Source organism: Providencia sp. PROV261, assembly GCF_028477945.1.
Lineage (GTDB): Bacteria > Pseudomonadota > Gammaproteobacteria > Enterobacterales > Enterobacteriaceae > Providencia > Providencia stuartii.
Genome location: NZ_JAMPMC010000005.1, coordinates 1 through 18433, shown reverse-complemented (window position 1 = coordinate 18433; position 18433 = coordinate 1). Strand labels below are relative to the sequence as shown.

Here is an 18433-nt window from a genome sequence, read left to right as displayed (position 1 = left end):
TCAGATATTGTCTGTGCTAGTCTATTTCGTGAGGCGAATTATCGCCAATGAGATTTTTTACGATTTGTACCTTGTCACTAAATTGCTAGATAAAGATAAAGGATCGCTTTCAATGTCCACAAATGGCCTCACTCCGTGTAATGTACTTTGGTATAACCAATTAGGGATGAATGATGTTGACCGTGTTGGCGGCAAAAATGCCTCGCTCGGTGAAATGATTACCAACCTGTCCGATCTTGGTGTATCCGTACCTAACGGATTTGCGACAACCGCACAGGCGTTTAATGATTTTCTTGAGCAGAGCGGCGTGAATCAGCGCATTTATCAGCTGCTAGATGAAACGGATATTGATGATGTTAATCAACTCGCTGCGGCGGGGGAAAAGATCCGTCAATGGGTTATCGACACCCCTTTTACACCACAGTTAGAAAGTGATATTCGTGCGGCATACCAAACACTGTCTGAAGGTGAAAAAGATGCCTCGTTTGCTGTACGTTCATCTGCAACAGCAGAGGACATGCCTGATGCTTCATTCGCAGGGCAGCAAGAGACTTTCTTGAACGTTCAAGGCATCGATGCTGTATTGGTTGCTATTAAACACGTATTCGCTTCCTTATTTAATGACCGCGCGATTTCATATCGTGTCCACCAAGGCTATGACCACCGTGGAGTGGCACTCTCCGCGGGTGTTCAAAGAATGGTGCGCTCAGATTTAGCATCTTCTGGCGTGATGTTCACCATTGATACTGAATCAGGGTTCGACCAAGTCGTCTTCATCACCTCAGCTTATGGCTTAGGCGAGATGGTTGTGCAAGGGGCAGTAAACCCAGATGAGTTTTATGTGCATAAACCCACCTTGCTGAATAATCGTCCAGCTATTGTGCGTCGTACTCTTGGCTCGAAAAAATTACAAATGGTTTATGCGAACAGTCAAGAGCACGGTAAGCAAGTACAGATTGAAGATGTGCCAGAAGCACTACGCAATCGTTTCTCTTTGACTGATCACGAAGTTGAAGAGCTGGCGCGCCAAGCATTACAGATTGAAAAACATTATGGTCGCCCAATGGATATCGAATGGGCTAAAGATGGTCATAATGGGCGTCTGTACATTGTTCAGGCTCGCCCAGAAACCGTTCGCTCGAATCAACAAGTGATGGAACGTTACCAATTAAAACAACAAGGGAATGTGTTGGTTGAAGGGCGTGCTATCGGGCATCGTATCGGTTCAGGCCATGTTAAAGTGATCCATAACTTAAATGAGATGGATAGGATCCAAGCTGGCGACGTACTCGTTACTGATATGACAGACCCAGATTGGGAGCCTATCATGAAAAAAGCGGCTGCGATTGTGACCAATCGTGGCGGTCGTACCTGCCATGCGGCGATTATTGCCCGCGAATTGGGTATCCCCGCTGTGGTCGGTTGCGGTGATGCGACAGAGCGCCTGCTGGAAAATAGTCAGGTGACTGTTTCCTGTGCTGAAGGGGATACAGGGTTTGTCTATGAAGGTGAGCTAGGATTTGAAATTCATAGCTCCGCCGTTGACGAAATGCCAGCGCTTGATGTCAAGATCATGATGAACGTGGGTAACCCAGATCGTGCATTTGATTTTGCCTGTTTACCAAACGAAGGGGTTGGCTTAGCGAGGTTAGAATTCATTATTAACCGAATGATTGGTGTTCACCCAAGAGCTTTACTGGAGTTCGATTCACAAACTCCTGAGCTACAAAATGAAATTCGCACCATGATGGCAGGTTATGATGATCCCATTGAATTCTATGTTGGTAAGTTGACTGAAGGGATTTCGACGTTAGCGGCAGCATTCTGGCCAAAACGGGTTATCGTGCGTCTTTCTGACTTTAAATCTAATGAGTATGCCAACCTTGTCGGTGGGGATATTTATGAGCCGGAAGAAGAGAACCCAATGTTAGGTTTCCGTGGAGCAGGGCGCTATGTCTCAGATAGCTTCCGAGATTGTTTCGCTCTTGAGTGTGAAGCCGTTAAGCGGGTACGTAATGAGATGGGGCTAACAAACGTTGAAGTGATGATCCCATTTGTGCGGACTGTCGCTCAGGCGGAAGCCGTAGTGGCTGAATTAGCGAAGCATGACCTCAAACGTGGTGAAAACGGCTTGAAAGTCATTATGATGTGTGAGATCCCATCAAACGCATTACTGGCAGACCAATTCCTTGAACATTTTGATGGCTTCTCTATTGGTTCTAACGATATGACCCAATTGACCTTAGGTTTAGATAGGGATTCTGGAGTCGTTTCTGAACTATTTGATGAACGCAATGATGCCGTAAAAGCCATGTTATCGATGGCGATTCAAGCGGCTAAACGTCAAAACAAATATGTCGGTATTTGTGGTCAAGGCCCATCGGATCATCAAGATTTTGCGCAATGGTTAGTTGAAGAGGGAATAGATAGTCTTTCTCTTAACCCAGATACCGTTGTACAAACTTGGTTAAAATTAGCTGATTCATAATGAATTAATCTATTATTTAAGACGAGAGTCTCAAGCCGACAATTATAATTGTCGGCTTTTTTTATAAATCAAATTGAATATACCGATTGTCAACTTCAATAGAAGCTATCAGTTATTAATTAATATCTAATATAAGTAAATTTAAATACTGGATGAGAATTAATAGGTGTTTACACGGATTAAGTAATATTAGAAAGTTAATAAACCGATCCATTAGTGTTAATCATTTTGAGTTAAATCAATAAGTGATGCTATATAAATAACTATATAAAGAATTATAAGGTGATATTACTTACTCAAAATGGGAGTAATAAAAGATGAAGTCATTGCCTTAGTTGCAGGCCAGCCGGCGAGGCCTAGGATGATGAACAAAATTCATGTTGAGAAAAAAATAAAAAAAAAAAGCCTATCATGGGCTGACAGGCAAAGACTACACACAGCAATTCTATTGGGATAATCACGCATTAAATTAAATAAGCATGATATTGAGATTCGTATTAATCAAAACGTAATTCGATGTGAAGATAATAAATTAATTAAAAATTATAATCACTAAGAACACTCTTAATATATTTATTAGTCGCTGTATCATAAAGAGAATTCGTTTCAACGAAAAAGATAATATCACAAATGAGCTTGAATACTAACATTAGTCTGTTAAATATTGTTTCTAAATATTAATGAACATAATCGATAATCCAACAGTATGCTTAATAGAGAGCATACTGTTGGTTAGTTTAAAGTAAATTTATTTTTTACTCATAAACTCTTCTTCGAGAAACTTTTCTGTTTCTTCAAGGTTTTCATTTGGTATGGCGACCTCATTCATCCAGGCTTTTAATAGACTGTATGACACCGCAAGTACGACCGGACCTATAAACAAACCAATCATACCAAAGGAGAGGATACCACCGATAACCCCAACAAGTATGAGCACCATCGGCAAGTCAGCCCCCATTTTGATCAGCCATGGACGTAAAACGCCATCCATAGTTGCGACAACAGCAGCCCAAACAGCGAGGATGATTGCCCATGTTGTATCCCCTGTCCAGAATAGCCAAATGACGGATGGTACCATAATCAGTAGCGGGCCAAGCTGAGCAACGCAGCAGATAAAGAGGAGAACGGTTAAGATAGCCGCATAGCTGATACCCGATAAGGCAAGCCCTACACCGCCAACAATAGCTTGAATAAGGGCGGTGACGACGACACCTAATGCAACGGCGCGGATTGACTGTGCGGCTAAGACTACCGCTGCATCGCCACGTATCCCTGCTAATCGAACGGCAAAATGACGGATACCTAACATCACAGATTCGCCTTTAAGGTAGAGTAAACCGCTAAATAGCAACATTAAGGCGAGATGGAACATAAAACGGCCGGCATTGATGGCTTGTGCGAGGAACCAACCAGCAGCTTGTCCTAAATAGGGTTGGACTTTGGCTAACAGTGCATTACCGCCACTGGCAACCAAACTATGCCAAGCGTAATAAATTTTTTCACCAACGAAAGGGACGCTGTTAAGCCATTCTAGATCAGGCAAGCGCAAACTGTTAGGTGACTTAGCGAGTTCAATTAGCGGAGTGCTATTTTGAATAATACTGCCAATAAGAATACCCAGCGGTATAACGAATAGTAAAAGTATTAAGGAGACCATGACTAAAGCCGCCAACCAACGCTTGTTCCACAACCTTGCTTCAAGGCGTAGGAGTAGTGGCCATGTTGCTATCACCATCATACCAGCCCATACAAAACCAAGAATAAACGGGTTCAGTACCCAAAAACAGGCCGCTATCATTAAAATGATAAATGCGAAGCCAAAAATAAGTTTGGGTAAGTCGAGACGTTTTTGCGATTTTTCCATTAATGCCTAATCCTTAACAAATAAAAACACTGCAAGTGAGCCATTTTTTCAGGTGAAAATAACGTAATTTCTTTTTCACGATCAAAAAAAACAATATTGTGATATGGTTCCATCACTGACAATGTCATCAGCGGTTGTACCTTCTTTAAGGAAAACGGGTTTTGCAGGGGGAAGCTCCGTAAACCAATCAGGCACTATTGTGCTACTTAAAATAAAGATAGTACATAACGAGTAATGCGAACACTAAACAACAAGAGTCATCGTTAATAATGATCCCGCGTATAACTGAAGCACCTCATTTAAGTAAACTAGTTATTGAATTTCTGCACCAACTACAGGCACATGGCTTTACAGGCGATAATGGCACTAGCTATGCGGAACGCTTATCGATGGCGACCGATAATAGCATTTATCAATTATTACCTCAGGCGGTGGTATTTCCTCGTTCGAGTGCGGATGTCCAAATTATAACCCGTGTTGCCGGGTTAGAAAAATTCAGAGAATTAACCTTCACCCCACGAGGTGGTGGCACAGGAACGAATGGTCAATCATTGACCGAAGGGATTGTGGTTGATATGTCACGTTATATGAACCGCATTCTAGAAATTAACCCTGAACAGGGCTGGGTTAAAGTAGAAGCGGGTGTGGTGAAAGATCAACTAAACCAATTTCTCAAACCCTATGGCTATTTTTTCTCACCTGAGTTGTCCACCAGTAACCGAGCCACATTAGGGGGGATGATCAATACCGATGCATCGGGGCAAGGCTCTTTGGTGTACGGTAAAACCTCAGATCACGTGCTGGGTGTTAAAGCGGTTTTGCTGGGAGGGGAATGCCTTGAAACACGCGCTATGCCTATCGCACTCGCCCAAACGATTGCGTCAGAGGATTCTGTCACAGGGCGTATCTACAAAACCGTACTTGAACGCTGTTTAGAGCAGCGCCCTTTGATTGAAGAAAAGTTTCCAAAATTGAACCGTTTTTTAACGGGCTATGATTTACGTCATGTGTTTAATGATGACCTTAGTGAATTCGACCTGACGCGTATTTTAACGGGGTCGGAAGGTTCACTGGCTTTTATTACCGAAGCCACGTTGGATATCACCCCTTTACCAAAAGTACGCCGTTTGGTGAACGTTAAATATGACTCTTTTGAATCTGCACTACGTAATGCGCCGTTTATGGTGCAGGCAAAAGCTCTGTCTGTCGAAACCGTCGATTCAAAAGTACTGAATTTAGCACGGGAAGATATCGTTTGGCATTCCGTGAAAGCATTAATCACCGATGTACCAAACAAAGAGATGCTGGGCCTTAATATTGTTGAATTTAGTGGGGATGATGAGGACGAAATCAATCACTTAACCACGAGCCTGTGCCAGCGTTTAGATGAGTTAATGGCAAGTCATCAAGCGGGTGTGATTGGCTATCAAGTCTGTCATGATTTGGATGACATCAACCGTATTTACAATATGCGTAAAAAAGCGGTTGGTTTATTAGGAAATAGTAAAGGGGCTGCTAAACCGATCCCATTTGTTGAAGATACCTGCGTACCACCTGAACACCTAGCGGATTACATAGTAGAGTTTAGAGCACTGCTGGATAGCCACAATCTGAATTACGGGATGTTTGGGCATGTGGATGCGGGGGTTTTACACGTACGTCCTGCTTTAGATATGTGTGACCCGCAACAAGAAGTGTTGATGAAGCAAATTTCAGATGACATTGTCGCGCTGACTGCCAAATATGGCGGGTTATTATGGGGGGAGCACGGTAAAGGGTTCCGCGCTCAATATAGCCCGGCGTTTTTCGGTGAAGTGTTGTATAACGAGTTACGGAATATCAAAGCCGCTTTTGACCCTGATAACCGTCTGAATCCAGGTAAAATCTGTCCGCCAGCCGGTATTGATGCGCCAATGAAACAGGTGGATGCAGTTAAGCGAGGCACCTATGATCGCCAAATACCTGTACAGGTACGCCAAACGTTCCGTGGGGCGATGGAGTGTAACGGTAATGGGCTATGTTTTAACTTTGATGTGAAAAGCCCTATGTGTCCATCAATGAAAATAAGTGGACAGCGGATCCATTCGCCAAAAGGGCGTGCGACCCTCGTTCGTGAATGGTTACGGCTTCTTTCTAACCAAGGCGTCACGCCAGAAAGCTTAGAAAAAGGAATACAAGAAAACCGTCCATCACTACGCGGCTTGATTGAGAAAACACGCAATACATGGCAGGCGAAAAAAGGGGATTATGACTTTTCTCATGAAGTTAAAGCCGCGATGTCTGGGTGCTTAGCTTGTAAAGCTTGCTCAACACAATGCCCGATCAAAATCGATGTGCCTTCATTTAGAGCCAAATTTTTAGCGCTATATCACAGCCGATATTTAAGGCCTGTGCGGGATCATATTGTGGCGGGAGTGGAAAATAGCGCCCCCTTGATGTCGAAAGCGCCGGGTGTATTTAACTTTTTCTTACGTCAGCCATGGGTACAGAAATTAAGTGAGCAGACGATTGGAATGGTCGATCTCCCGCTGTTTTCTCAACCTACCTTAAAGCAAGAGCTATCAGGGCATGCGGCGATGACAGTGACGCTGGAGCAGTTAGAGTCGATGTCTCCTGCACAACGTGAAAACCATGTGTTGGTAGTACAGGACCCATTCACCAGTTATTACGATGCAAAAGTCGTGGCGGATTTTGTCAAATTAATCGAAAAATTGGGCTTTAAACCTGTTTTATTACCATTTTCACCGAATGGTAAGGCGCAACATGTCAAAGGGTTCCTTGCTCGCTTTGCCAAAACAGCGCAGAAAACCGCTGATTTTCTAAATCGGGTCGCCAAATTAGAGTTACCTATGGTTGGTGTCGATCCTGCATTAGTGTTGTGTTATCGCGATGAATACCGTGAGATTTTAGGGGTGCAGCAGTGCCGTTTTACCGTACAACTTGCTCATGAGTGGCTAGTGACATTGCCTGAGCCTACCGAGCATCGTCAGGTGTCGTCTGCCCCATGGTATTTCTTTGGTCATTGCACGGAAACAACCGCATTGCCAAATAGTGCGACTCAGTGGGCAAATTTGTTTAAACGTTATGGTCAAGAGCTTAAAAACATCAGTGTAGGGTGTTGTGGTATGGCTGGGACTTATGGTCATGAAGTGGCGAATATCAAAAACTCGAAAGGTATCTATAATTTATCGTGGAAACCCGCGATAGAGAAATTACCCAAAGAGCGTTGTTTAAGCACAGGGTATTCATGTCGCAGCCAAGTAAAACGTATGGAAAATACACAAATAAAACACCCTATACAGGCGTTATTGGAGATAGTTGAATGATTTGGAGACGTAAATTTACGCTTGACCACATGGCAGAAATGGCCAAAGGCTGTATGTTAGGCCATCTAGGTATTGAGATCACGGGGTATGGTGATGATTACCTTGAAGGCACTATGCCAGTCGACCAACGAACAAAACAGCCATTTGGTTTATTACATGGGGGCGCTTCTGTTGTGCTGGCGGAATCATTAGGCTCAATAGCAGGTTACCTATGCAGTGAAGGGGAACAACGTGTTGTTGGCCTTGAAATTAATGCTAATCACATTCGTTCGGCAACCCAAGGTGTAGTGAAAGGCGTTTGTAAGCCTGTTCACCTAGGGCGCCGCCAGCAGGTATGGAATATTGATATTTTCAATGAGAAAGGGCAACTGTGTTGTACTTCTCGTTTAACGACCGCGGTACTCTCCGATTGATACCCATTAACCTCAACTCGAATAGGGTTGAGGTTCCTTCAACAATTTCATCAGAATTTCAATTTTTGTCTTGCCGATTAAGTTGTATAATAAATGTATCTTTATTAATTTGTGCCATTTAAGTGTATTGATGAGTACATAATATTAAAAAAAATGTAACTTTTTTTAATCGTTATATTTTAATGAGTTAGTGTACATTTTTACACGCGATGGCGTATAAATAAGCGCAAAATGCGTAAAAAATGAGCTAGAATAGGTATAACCTTTCAAAACAAATGGTTGAAGTGACAAAGGTTATCGTTACCATAGGATAAACGGAGTTAATCTCCTGATAACTGGCTGAAAAGCCATGAGAATTGTGGGGTCAATATGACTGCAAATGTGAATGACAGCGTAGAAACTTTTTCTATAGACGAAACGAATTGGCAAGGTGTCAGCCTAACTGATAGCGCGGCGAAACAAATCAAAAAATTGATGGAGCAAAATCCTGAAACTAAAGGGCTTTCGCTGGGTGTTAAACAGTCTGGATGCGCTGGCTTTGGCTATGTTTTCGAGATGATCGAGAACCCAACAGAGGATCATTTACTCTTTGAACATGATGGTGCACGTCTGTATGTACCTAAAGAAGCCATGCCATTTATCGATGGTACAGTTGTCGATTATGTCCAAGAAGGGCTTAATCGGATATTTAAATTCAATAATCCGAAAGCGCAACATGCCTGTGGGTGTGGTGAAAGCTTCGGTGTTTAATATGTGAAGTCAGATTATGTCTCAGAGCAATGTAGAAATTGGCGATGAAGTTCAAAGCTGGCTAAATGACCAGCGTTATAAAGAAGGCTTTTTTACGAATGTCGCCACAGATGAAATGGCTAAAGGGATCAACGAAGATGTTGTCCGAGCGATTTCTGCAAAACGTAATGAGCCAGAGTGGATGCTAAAATTCCGCCTTGATGCCTATCATCACTGGAAAGGAATGGAAGAGCCACACTGGTTAAAAGCCCATTATCCAAATTTAGATTATCAAGACTACAGCTATTACTCAGCGCCATCTTGTGGTTCTTGTGATGACAGTTGCGGGTCACAATCCGGTGCGAAGCAAGGAACTGGTGTTACAGAAACCAATAATTATCTAACGGCTGAAGTTGAAGAGGCCTTCAACCAACTCGGTGTTCCTGTTCGTGAAGGGAAGGCCGTGGCGGTCGATGCTATTTTTGACTCAGTATCTGTTTCTACAACATATCGTGATGATCTTGCTAAACACGGCATTATTTTCTGTTCATTCAGTGAAGCTATCCAAGAGTACCCTGAGTTGGTGCAAAAATACCTTGGCACTGTCGTTTCTAGTCACGATAACTTCTTTGCTGCGCTCAATGCGGCGGTGGCATCGGATGGCACTTTTGTGTATATCCCGAAAGGGGTACGTTGTCCGATGGAGCTTTCCACTTACTTCCGTATTAATGCTGCAAAAACAGGGCAATTTGAACGGACGATTTTGATCGCCGACGAAGGAAGCTATGTCAGCTACATTGAGGGCTGTTCAGCACCTGTCCGTGATAGCTATCAGTTACATGCTGCGGTCGTCGAAGTCATCATCCATAAAGATGCAGAAGTGAAATATTCAACGGTTCAAAACTGGTTCTCCGGTGGCGACAGTGAAGCAGGTGGTATTCTTAACTTTGTGACTAAGCGTGCGCTGTGCGAAGGTGAGAATTCGAAAATGTCATGGACTCAATCTGAAACGGGTTCTGCGATCACCTGGAAATACCCAAGTGTTATCTTAAAAGGGGATAACTCGGTTGGTGAGTTTTTCTCTGTGGCACTGACAAACGGTAACCAGCAAGCCGATACCGGCACTAAAATGATCCATATTGGTAAAAATACGCGTTCGACGATCATCTCTAAAGGTATCTCAGCGGGTAAAAGCCAAAATAGCTATCGCGGCTTAGTGAAAATCTTACCAAGCGCACATAATGCACGCAATTTCACTCAATGTGACTCGATGCTTATTGGTACTCAGTGTGGAGCACACACATTCCCTTACGTTGAAGTCAAAAATAACACCGCTCAGCTAGAACATGAGGCGACCACTTCTCGCATTGGCGAAGATCAGCTTTTTTACTGCTTACAGCGTGGAATTAGTGAAGATGATGCGATTTCAATGATCGTAAATGGTTTCTGTAAAGACGTTTTCTCGGAACTTCCGTTAGAGTTTGCGGTAGAAGCACAGAAATTGCTGGCAATCAGCCTAGAGCACAGTGTGGGCTGATCACAATCAGGTTTATATGCGCAAAAGCGCTAAAGGCATGTTGATATGTTAAGTGTTAAAAATTTACATGTAAGTGTAGAAGGCAATGAAATATTAAAGGGCTTATCATTGGAAGTGAAACCGGGTGAGGTTCACGCCATTATGGGTCCGAATGGTTCAGGTAAAAGTACGTTATCTGCAACACTCGCTGGTCGTGAAGAGTATGACATCGACAGTGGCGAAGTCATTTTCAAAGGTAAAGATTTGCTAGAGTTGGACCCAGAAGAGCGAGCTGGTGAGGGTATCTTCTTAGCCTTCCAATACCCAGTAGAAATTCCAGGGGTGAGTAACCAATTCTTCCTCCAAACGGCCGTCAATGCGGTTCGTGAATATCGTCAGCAAGAACCTTTAGATCGTTTTGATTTCCAAGATTTTATTGAAGATAAAATTAACTTACTGGAGATGCCTCAAGATTTATTGACACGCTCTGTTAACGTGGGCTTCTCCGGCGGTGAAAAAAAACGTAATGATATTCTGCAAATGGCTGCTCTTGAGCCAGAACTCTGCATCTTAGATGAAACTGACTCAGGGTTAGATATTGATGCACTGAAAACCGTTGCCAATGGTGTCAATTCACTGCGCTCTCCAGACCGTTCATTTATCATTGTGACGCATTACCAGCGCATTCTGGATTACGTCAAACCTGATTTTGTGCATGTGCTGTATCAGGGGAAAATCATCAAATCAGGTGATTTCAGCTTGGCGAAAAAACTGGAGGAGCAAGGTTATGGCTGGCTTATTGACCAACAGTGAAAGAGCAGGAAAACGTGCTCAGGTAGCTGCATTAAATGAGCAAGCGATGGCGCGTTTTGCAACACTTTTTGAGCAACGCTCTGGGGCGAAATCGCATCATGCGGCGGCACATTGGGAAAAAGCTAAACAAGTCGGTTTACCGGTTTTTCGTCATGAAGATTGGCACTATACGCCGTTGCATTCGGTATTGAATACACATTATCGTTTTGCAGAACAAGATCTTGACGAAAAAGCGTGTGAAGCTTTAGCGCTTCCGATTGATGCCTATCGAATCGTACTTGTTGATGGCCGCTATAGCTCAACACTTAGCTCTATCGATATGGGGCCATTTCAAGTTGCGCTATTAGATAGCCAAGATATGCTGCCCGATGCGGTTAATAGTGAGATCTTTTTGCATTTAACGGAAAGTCTTGCTCAACAGCCAATTGTTATTCACCTAGGTGCAAATCAAATTGCACAAAAGCCCCTTTATCTACTGAATATATCCAGCGGTAGTGATGGCGATACGGTGAATACTAGCCAATATCGCTATCACATCACGTTAGATGCAAACAGCAAAGCGCAAGTGATCGAGCATTTTGTCAGTTTTAACGATAAAGCCCATTTTACTGGGGGCCGTTTAACAGTTGAAGTGGGGGATAATGCGCAATATCAGCACTTCAAACTGAATAACGAAAACAATGTGGCTCAGCATTTTGCTCATAATGACATCGTGGTTGGTCGCGATAGCCAAGTATTAAGCAGCAGCTTTTTGCTGGGTGGAGCACTAACGCGCCATCATACGAGCGCACAACTGATGGGTGAAAATGGGTATTTTTCACTCAATAGCTTGTTATTGCCAAAAGACAGTGAAATTGTCGATACTCGGACTTACCTTGAACACAATGTAGGTCAGTGTGAAAGCCGGCAATTACATAAAGTCATTGCCATGGACGGAAGTAAAGCCGTGTTCAATGGCATGATCAAAGTGGCGCCAAATGCCTTAAAAACAGACGGTCAAATGAGCAATCACACGTTATTATTGGGTGATAAAGCCGAAGTTGACACTAAGCCTCAGCTAGAAATTTATGCTGATGATGTGAAGTGTGGGCATGGTGCAACGGTAGGCCGTATTGATGATGAGCAGTTATTTTACCTGCGCTCCAGAGGGATTGATGGCAAAGCCGCAAAACATATGATTATCATTGCTTTTGCAGCGGAGTTGACTGAGTCGATTGAAAATGAAGAACTCAAACAAGCCGTCATGGCGAATATTCGCCAACGCTTAGCAGAGGTCTAATACGCGTATGACATACAACGTAACAGCAGTTAGGCAGGATTTTCCTGCCTTATCCCAAAGTGTGAATAATCATCCTTTGGTCTATCTTGATAGTGCAGCAAGCGCACAGAAGCCTCTGCAAGTGATTGAAAAAGAGAGCGAGTTTACGTTGCATCAATATGCTGCGGTACATCGTGGGATACATACCCTCAGCGCGCAAGCGACAAGCATGATGGAAGAGGTACGCCAAAAAGCGGCCGATTTTATTCATGCCTCTTCAGCAGAAGAAATAGTTTTTGTTAAAGGCACAACCGAAGCAATCAACCTTGTTGCCAATACCTTCGGGCGAACATTTATCGGTAAAGGCGATAATATTGTCATTACTGAGATGGAACACCACGCCAACATCGTACCTTGGTACATATTAGCCGAATCTATAGGCTTTGAAATTCGGGTCATTCCTGTTAGTGATGATGGGCGGTTACTGTTAACGCAACTTGGTGAACTCATTGATGCCAAAACACGGTTATTGAGCTTTACTCACATCTCTAATGTGCTAGGCACCGTTAACCCCGTTAAAGAGATTATTCAGCAAGCGAGGGCTTTAGCGGCTAATTGTGGGGCTGAGTTGTATGTGCTAGTCGATGGCGCTCAAGGTGCGATGCACAGTGTTGTTGATGTGCAAGAGTTAGACTGTGATTTTTATACTTTCTCAGGGCATAAACTGTATGGGCCGACAGGGATTGGCATTCTGTATGGCAAAAAATCACTTTTAGATAAGATGCCTCCGTGGGAAGGGGGGGGAGCAATGATCCGCCATGTCAGTCTTAAAAACGGGATCACTTATGCGGATGCGCCATGGCGTTTTGAAGCAGGAACCCCCAATGTTAGCGCCATTATTGGCTTAGGGGCGGCCTTTGATTATCTCAATGCGTTAGGGAGAGCAGAAGCCTTTGCTTATGAAAAGGAAGTGATGTCCTATGCTTCTAAAAAATTAAAAGAAATTCCCTCATTAACCCTATACGGTAACGATCAACGTGAAGGGGTGATCGCATTTAACCTCGGCACACATCATGCTTACGATGTTGGCTCTTTTTTAGATCAATATGGTATTGCTATCCGTACTGGGCACCATTGTGCATTACCATTGATGGACCGCTATAATGTTCCTGCAATGTGTCGCGCTTCGGTAGGTATCTATACGACCAAAGAAGAGATAGATTCCTTATTCAATGCATTACAGCGCATTAAAAAATTGTTAGGCTAGGCGTTAAAGCCTGATTGTTTTTGTTATCATTGACTGAAAAAGCCAATATGTTATTGGCTTTTTCATTTATTAACCCTGCTCCTATTAACTGAACGATTTGCTAATCAGCAGAGAAAACGAATCAGGTTGACTAACCTTAGAGACATTTGTGATTAATTAAGGAAAGAAGTATGCCAGCTTTACCCGATGAACATAAATTGCTACGGAATTTTGCACGTTGCCAAGACTGGGAAGAGCGTTATCTATACATGATAGAGCTTGGTGGGCGCTTAACGCCATTAACAGAGCAACAACGTAGCGATAGTAACTTGATTGCAGGTTGTCAAAGCCAAGTCTGGATAGATATGCAAAAACAGCCAGATGGTAGCATTTGTTTTGCTGGTGATAGTGACGCGGCGATCGTGAAAGGGTTAGTTGCAATAGTCATTATTCTTTTTCAGGGGAAAACGGCTGAGCAGATCTTGTCAGTAGATGTCAAATCATTTTTCGCTCAACTTGCTTTGGAGCAGCATTTGACGCCGTCGCGTACTCAGGGCCTTAATGCGATGATCCGGACAATCCTTTCCCGAGCAACACAGCTACAATAATTATCTCGCGGGGAATACTATTTCCCTGCTTGTTTTTTTGAACTGTTCTGAGCAGCCATCCCTTGTATTCATGATTAACTCTTCGATTTAGCTTAACTCATTGTTTCATCAATGATATAACGATTACTACTTACAAAATATTCAACGGGTATTAAAGATAAGCAATATAGTTGCTATTATGTACATCTTGAATGAGAAGCGATGTCTATCCGCTTCGAATCGTCGAGTTGTGGCTAAGCTCCATTTGAATTTCTCGTGGCTGCTTTTTTGCTGCCTAGCTACCCCTCAAGTTATTAGAGCATAGTTTGGTATTCCCTGGAGTCGGTATGAAGAAAGCGTTAACTGTGGCAAGTTTGTTTGTGGCAAGTGTATTGCTATCGCCAGTACAAGCGAAGGATTATCCATTACCAGATAGCAATACGCGCCTTATCGGGGAAAATACACACTATGTTGTTCCCAATGATGGTCGTTCATTAGAAATGATTGCCAGCGAATATCAAATTGGTTTACTGGCGATGCTAGAAGCGAACCCCGGTACGGATCCTTATTTACCCGAAGCTGGCAAAGAGTTGATTATTCCGACGCAAATGTTATTGCCAGCAACACCTCGGACGGGGATTATTATTAACCTCGCCGAATTAAGACTGTATTACTATCCTGAAGGTAGTAAAGAAGTGGTGGTCTATCCTATCGGAATTGGTCAATTAGGGCGTGATACACCGGAAATGGTGACATCTGTGAGCCAATCCATTAAAGATCCCACATGGACGCCAACGGCGAATATTCGTAAAAATTATGCCAAAGAAGGGATCACTTTGCCTGCGGTGGTACCCGCAGGACCAGACAACCCAATGGGGCTTTATGCGTTACGTTTAGCATATGGCAGAGGTGAATATTTAATTCACGGCACGAATGCTGATTTTGGTATTGGTATGCGTGTTAGCTCAGGCTGTATTCGTCTACGCCCAGATGATATTGAAGCTCTGTTTAAAACGGTTCCTAAAGGAACGCGAGTGCAAGTGATCAATCAACCGGTTAAATATTCAAAAGAAGCCGATGGTAGCTATTACATCGAAGTACACCAACCTCTTTCCAAGAAAGCCTCAGATGATCCACAAACAATGCCGATACCGCTCTCTGATGATTTTAAACGTTTCCTTGAAAATGAAGAGATTGATAAAGCATTAGTGGAAAAAGAGCTGGCAAGGCGTTCAGGGTTGCCTGTGAGGGTTAACAAGGAGCAGGGGGTTGAAAGGCAATATGAACCGGAGTACAGCGTGAGTGGCAGTCAAACCGATGAAGTCATCAATGAACAGGGTAAATATCCAGCGTTGAATCCGATTGATGAGTTTACTATTTCACAGCCTCAACCTGTCTATCAGGGATCTGAAAACGAATAACAGGTAAAAAATAAGGGCCTAATATCTAGGCCCTCTACATATAAGATTATGCGGTATAAAACAGTAGACTGTTATACCGTTGCTAATTCAAACTTACTTTTTGTAAGAACGAACTTGGTTATCAAGACGTTGGTTAGCACGAGCTGCTTCTTGTTGTGCAGCTTGAACTTCAGCGCGAATAGTCTGGACATCGTTGCTCAGTTGATCAACTTTACCATTCAGAGTTTGCACGTCTGAAGAGAGTTTTTGCACTTCAGTGCTGTTAGAACAACCCGCCAGTAATGCTGAAGCTAGAACGATAGAGCCCAGAACAATTTTAGTACGAATCATTATTTTACCCTCTAGATAGATTTATCTTGAAAATACCAAAGTAAGCGACCAGTAAAATAGATATCAGATTGTTTCTACATCTACTTATTCCATATGAACAACGCAATGTGTTCAGGAATGGTACTTACTTTTTCTTATGCTAGTACTTAATTTCCAGTTTTGCTAGAAATACTTTTAGCCAGACAGTAGGAAAAATAAGAAAAAATGTATTCTCAACTCTCAAGGCTATTATTCAATCAAATCAAACTCTCTTTGAGATATTAGTCTAATATAGCAAATGAATAATAGATTGCAATAACGCCATAAATCAAAATATTCTCTACCGGAAGCATTTTATGTTAAAACAAAACATCCTACCTTATTCGACTAATAGTATAAGTGTTGGATGAGCGAAAATGGCAACCATTTATTGTGCTCAGGCAGAATGACAAACATTCATTTATTGAAACATGACTTAAAAAAACAAAAACGGGAAAAACAAAGTTCTCCCCGTTTTAATTACGCCCTAAACGATGTCTTAAGACGTTATGGATTTTAAGCTATTGCTAATTACAGCACGTGTACGGAAGATGTATTGGTTGTTCCGCTTGGAACTAATGCACCAGATACCATCACAATAGCATCACCTTCTTTCGCCAAGCCGCTATTTAAAGCTGCACGTTTACCTTCGCGGTAAAAATCATCTGTTGATGTGAAACCACCAACCATCATTGGTACTACACCTTTTACCAATAACAACTGACGAGCGGTTTCTTCGTTAGTGGTTAGCGCTAAAATAGGCGCGGTAGGGAAGTATTTACGGACTGATTTGGCTGATTTACCGCCGAAAGTAGCAACGACAATCAGTGGAACGTCTAACTTCTCAGACATCTCAACGGCGCCACGGCAAACCGCTTCGGTGACACGTAGGCGTTGGCCTGGTTTTTGGTTATCAATACGGGTTGGCATGATGCGATCTGTGCGCTCACAAATCGTTGCCATGATAGTAACGGCTTCAACAGGGTATTTGCCTTTAGCACTTTCACCTGAAAGCATCACAGCATCCGTACCATCAAGGATGGCGTTTGCCACGTCGCCTGCTTCAGCGCGAGTAGGGCGTGGGTTTTTGATCATTGAATCTAACATTTGCGTTGCGGTGATCACGACTTTACGTGCAGCAACACATTTCTCAATCATCATTTTTTGGGCGAAAATAACTTCTTCTACAGGGATCTCAACACCCAAGTCACCACGGGCAACCATGATACCATCAGACGCTTCTAGGATATCATCAAAGTTATTCAAACCTTCTTGGTTTTCAATTTTGGAGATGATCTGAATATTTTCGCCACCGTGTTTTTTCAGGTGAGCACGGATTTCTTCCACATCAGAACGTTTACGGATAAACGACGCGGCGACAAAATCGACGCCTTGCTCACAACCAAAAATCAGGTCTTCTTTATCTTTTTCAGCGAGAGCAGGTAAACCAATAGAGACGCCGGGTAGGTTAACGCCTTTTTTCTCACCTAAATCACCATTATTCAAGACTTCACAGATCACTTCTGTCGCGGTGACATCTTTCACTTTCATGCCAATTAAACCGTCGTCGACTAAAACGGTATCACCCGCGTTAAGATCTGCGGTCAAACCGGCATAAGTTACAGCAACTCTGTCTTTATTACCGATAACTGAGGTATCTGTAGTGAATGTAAAAGTTTGACCAGCAACGAGAGAAACATCGTTACCGCCCTCAAGTTTCATAGTGCGGATTTCAGGCCCTTTAGTATCAAGCAGGATAGCGGCTTGTTTGCCAGTTCTCGCACAGACTGCACGTAGATTTTTGATACGTTGACCATGCTCTTCATAGTCGCCGTGAGAGAAGTTGAGACGCATGACATTCATGCCTGCATCAAGAAGTTGGTTCAATTTTTCTTCTGATTCGGTTTTTGGACCGATGGTACAAACAATTTTCGTTTTTTTCATGGCAGTCTATCTAAAGGTTATAAAGGAAATCGGTATTGTCGTCGATTCATGAATACGTTTTGTTGCGCAACGCATTGTATTAAGAATAGGCGACAGTCTGGTGTTCAATGCAATTATGTTGTGGATTAGATCACATTTTTTATGCTAATTATTATGATTGTAACCTAATGCACTAAAGCTAACTTACTGATTTATTTTTGATGAAACCTTTCAGCTTGTGCGATTATTATAGACAACAAAAAACTGTGAGACAAATCAAATTTTGCAAAATTGAGTGAAGAGATATTTCAGATCAAAATAATTGAAGATTTTATCGGTGCTGTTGCGCAACACGAGAAGGTGGTCACAAAAACGGTGGAGCAGATAAGAAAACAAGGGAGAAACAGTGAATAACATCGTTGAATGGTGCGTCCGAGTAGACTCGAACTACCGACCCCCACCATGTCAAGGTGGTGCTCTAACCAACTGAGCTACGGACGC

The 18433-nt window shown here is 42.8% G+C and carries 13 protein-coding genes and 1 tRNA gene; 10 read left to right on the top strand and 4 right to left on the bottom strand.

The features are described 5' to 3' along the window. Positions 1 to 112 precede the first annotated feature (112 nt). Positions 113 to 2488 carry a phosphoenolpyruvate synthase gene (ppsA, locus tag PR675_RS02660; RefSeq protein WP_014658213.1) on the top strand — a complete coding sequence of 792 codons (2376 nt, stop codon included), beginning with the start codon at positions 113 to 115 and terminating at the stop codon, positions 2486 to 2488. A gap of 748 nt (positions 2489 to 3236) precedes the next feature. Here ppsA and ydiK read toward each other — a convergent pair. Further along, positions 3237 to 4352: an AI-2E family transporter YdiK gene (gene ydiK / locus PR675_RS02655; protein WP_004919146.1), complete on the bottom strand. Its 1116-nt coding sequence runs from the start codon at positions 4350 to 4352 to the stop codon at positions 3237 to 3239. Positions 4353 to 4621: 269 nt separating this feature from the next. On the opposite strand from ydiK, the gene ydiJ reads away from it, so the two are divergent. The 9 genes from ydiJ (at position 4622) to PR675_RS02610 (ending at position 15661) form a co-directional block, all read left to right on the top strand. Beyond that, positions 4622 to 7678: a D-2-hydroxyglutarate dehydrogenase YdiJ gene (gene ydiJ, locus PR675_RS02650; RefSeq protein WP_060561307.1), complete on the top strand. Its 3057-nt coding sequence runs from the start codon at positions 4622 to 4624 to the stop codon at positions 7676 to 7678. Further along, entirely contained in the window at positions 7675 to 8091 is a 417-nt protein-coding gene (gene menI, locus PR675_RS02645) for a 1,4-dihydroxy-2-naphthoyl-CoA hydrolase (protein ID WP_004919152.1), read from the top strand. The genes ydiJ and menI overlap by 4 nt, the downstream gene beginning before the upstream one ends. Before the next feature lie 369 nt (positions 8092 to 8460). Further along, the gene (gene sufA, locus PR675_RS02640; protein ID WP_004919156.1) at positions 8461 to 8841 is read left to right on the top strand and encodes a Fe-S cluster assembly scaffold SufA; all 381 of its coding nucleotides are present in this window, start codon (positions 8461 to 8463) and stop codon (positions 8839 to 8841) included. A gap of 16 nt (positions 8842 to 8857) precedes the next feature. Continuing rightward, on the top strand, positions 8858 to 10357 hold the full coding sequence (sufB, locus tag PR675_RS02635; RefSeq protein WP_004919158.1) for a Fe-S cluster assembly protein SufB: 1500 nt from the start codon (positions 8858 to 8860) through the stop codon (positions 10355 to 10357). Positions 10358 to 10402: 45 nt separating this feature from the next. Further along, positions 10403 to 11149 carry a Fe-S cluster assembly ATPase SufC gene (sufC, locus tag PR675_RS02630; RefSeq protein WP_004919160.1) on the top strand — a complete coding sequence of 249 codons (747 nt, stop codon included), beginning with the start codon at positions 10403 to 10405 and terminating at the stop codon, positions 11147 to 11149. Further along, positions 11124 to 12428, top strand: coding sequence for a Fe-S cluster assembly protein SufD (gene sufD, locus PR675_RS02625; protein WP_060561306.1), 1305 nt, complete (start codon positions 11124 to 11126; stop codon positions 12426 to 12428). The genes sufC and sufD overlap by 26 nt, the downstream gene beginning before the upstream one ends. 7 nt (positions 12429 to 12435) lie before the next feature. After that, positions 12436 to 13674 (top strand): cysteine desulfurase SufS, encoded by a 1239-nt coding sequence (gene sufS / locus PR675_RS02620; RefSeq protein ID WP_014658216.1) that lies wholly within the window; start codon positions 12436 to 12438, stop codon positions 13672 to 13674. Positions 13675 to 13844: 170 nt separating this feature from the next. Then, complete coding sequence (sufE, locus tag PR675_RS02615; protein ID WP_004919167.1) at positions 13845 to 14261, top strand: cysteine desulfuration protein SufE; 417 nt, start codon at positions 13845 to 13847, stop codon at positions 14259 to 14261. 326 nt (positions 14262 to 14587) lie between these two features. Continuing rightward, positions 14588 to 15661 (top strand): L,D-transpeptidase family protein, encoded by a 1074-nt coding sequence (locus tag PR675_RS02610; RefSeq protein ID WP_014658217.1) that lies wholly within the window; start codon positions 14588 to 14590, stop codon positions 15659 to 15661. Between the two features lie 93 nt (positions 15662 to 15754). On the opposite strand, the gene PR675_RS02605 is transcribed toward PR675_RS02610, so the two are convergent. The 3 genes from PR675_RS02605 to PR675_RS02595 form a co-directional block, all read right to left on the bottom strand. Next, positions 15755 to 15991, bottom strand: a complete 237-nt coding sequence (locus tag PR675_RS02605) for a major outer membrane lipoprotein (protein ID WP_004919171.1) — start codon at positions 15989 to 15991, stop codon at positions 15755 to 15757. 549 nt (positions 15992 to 16540) lie between these two features. Beyond that, complete coding sequence (gene pykF / locus PR675_RS02600; protein ID WP_004919173.1) at positions 16541 to 17953, bottom strand: pyruvate kinase PykF; 1413 nt, start codon at positions 17951 to 17953, stop codon at positions 16541 to 16543. Between the two features lie 403 nt (positions 17954 to 18356). Further along, positions 18357 to 18433, bottom strand: a tRNA-Val gene (locus PR675_RS02595).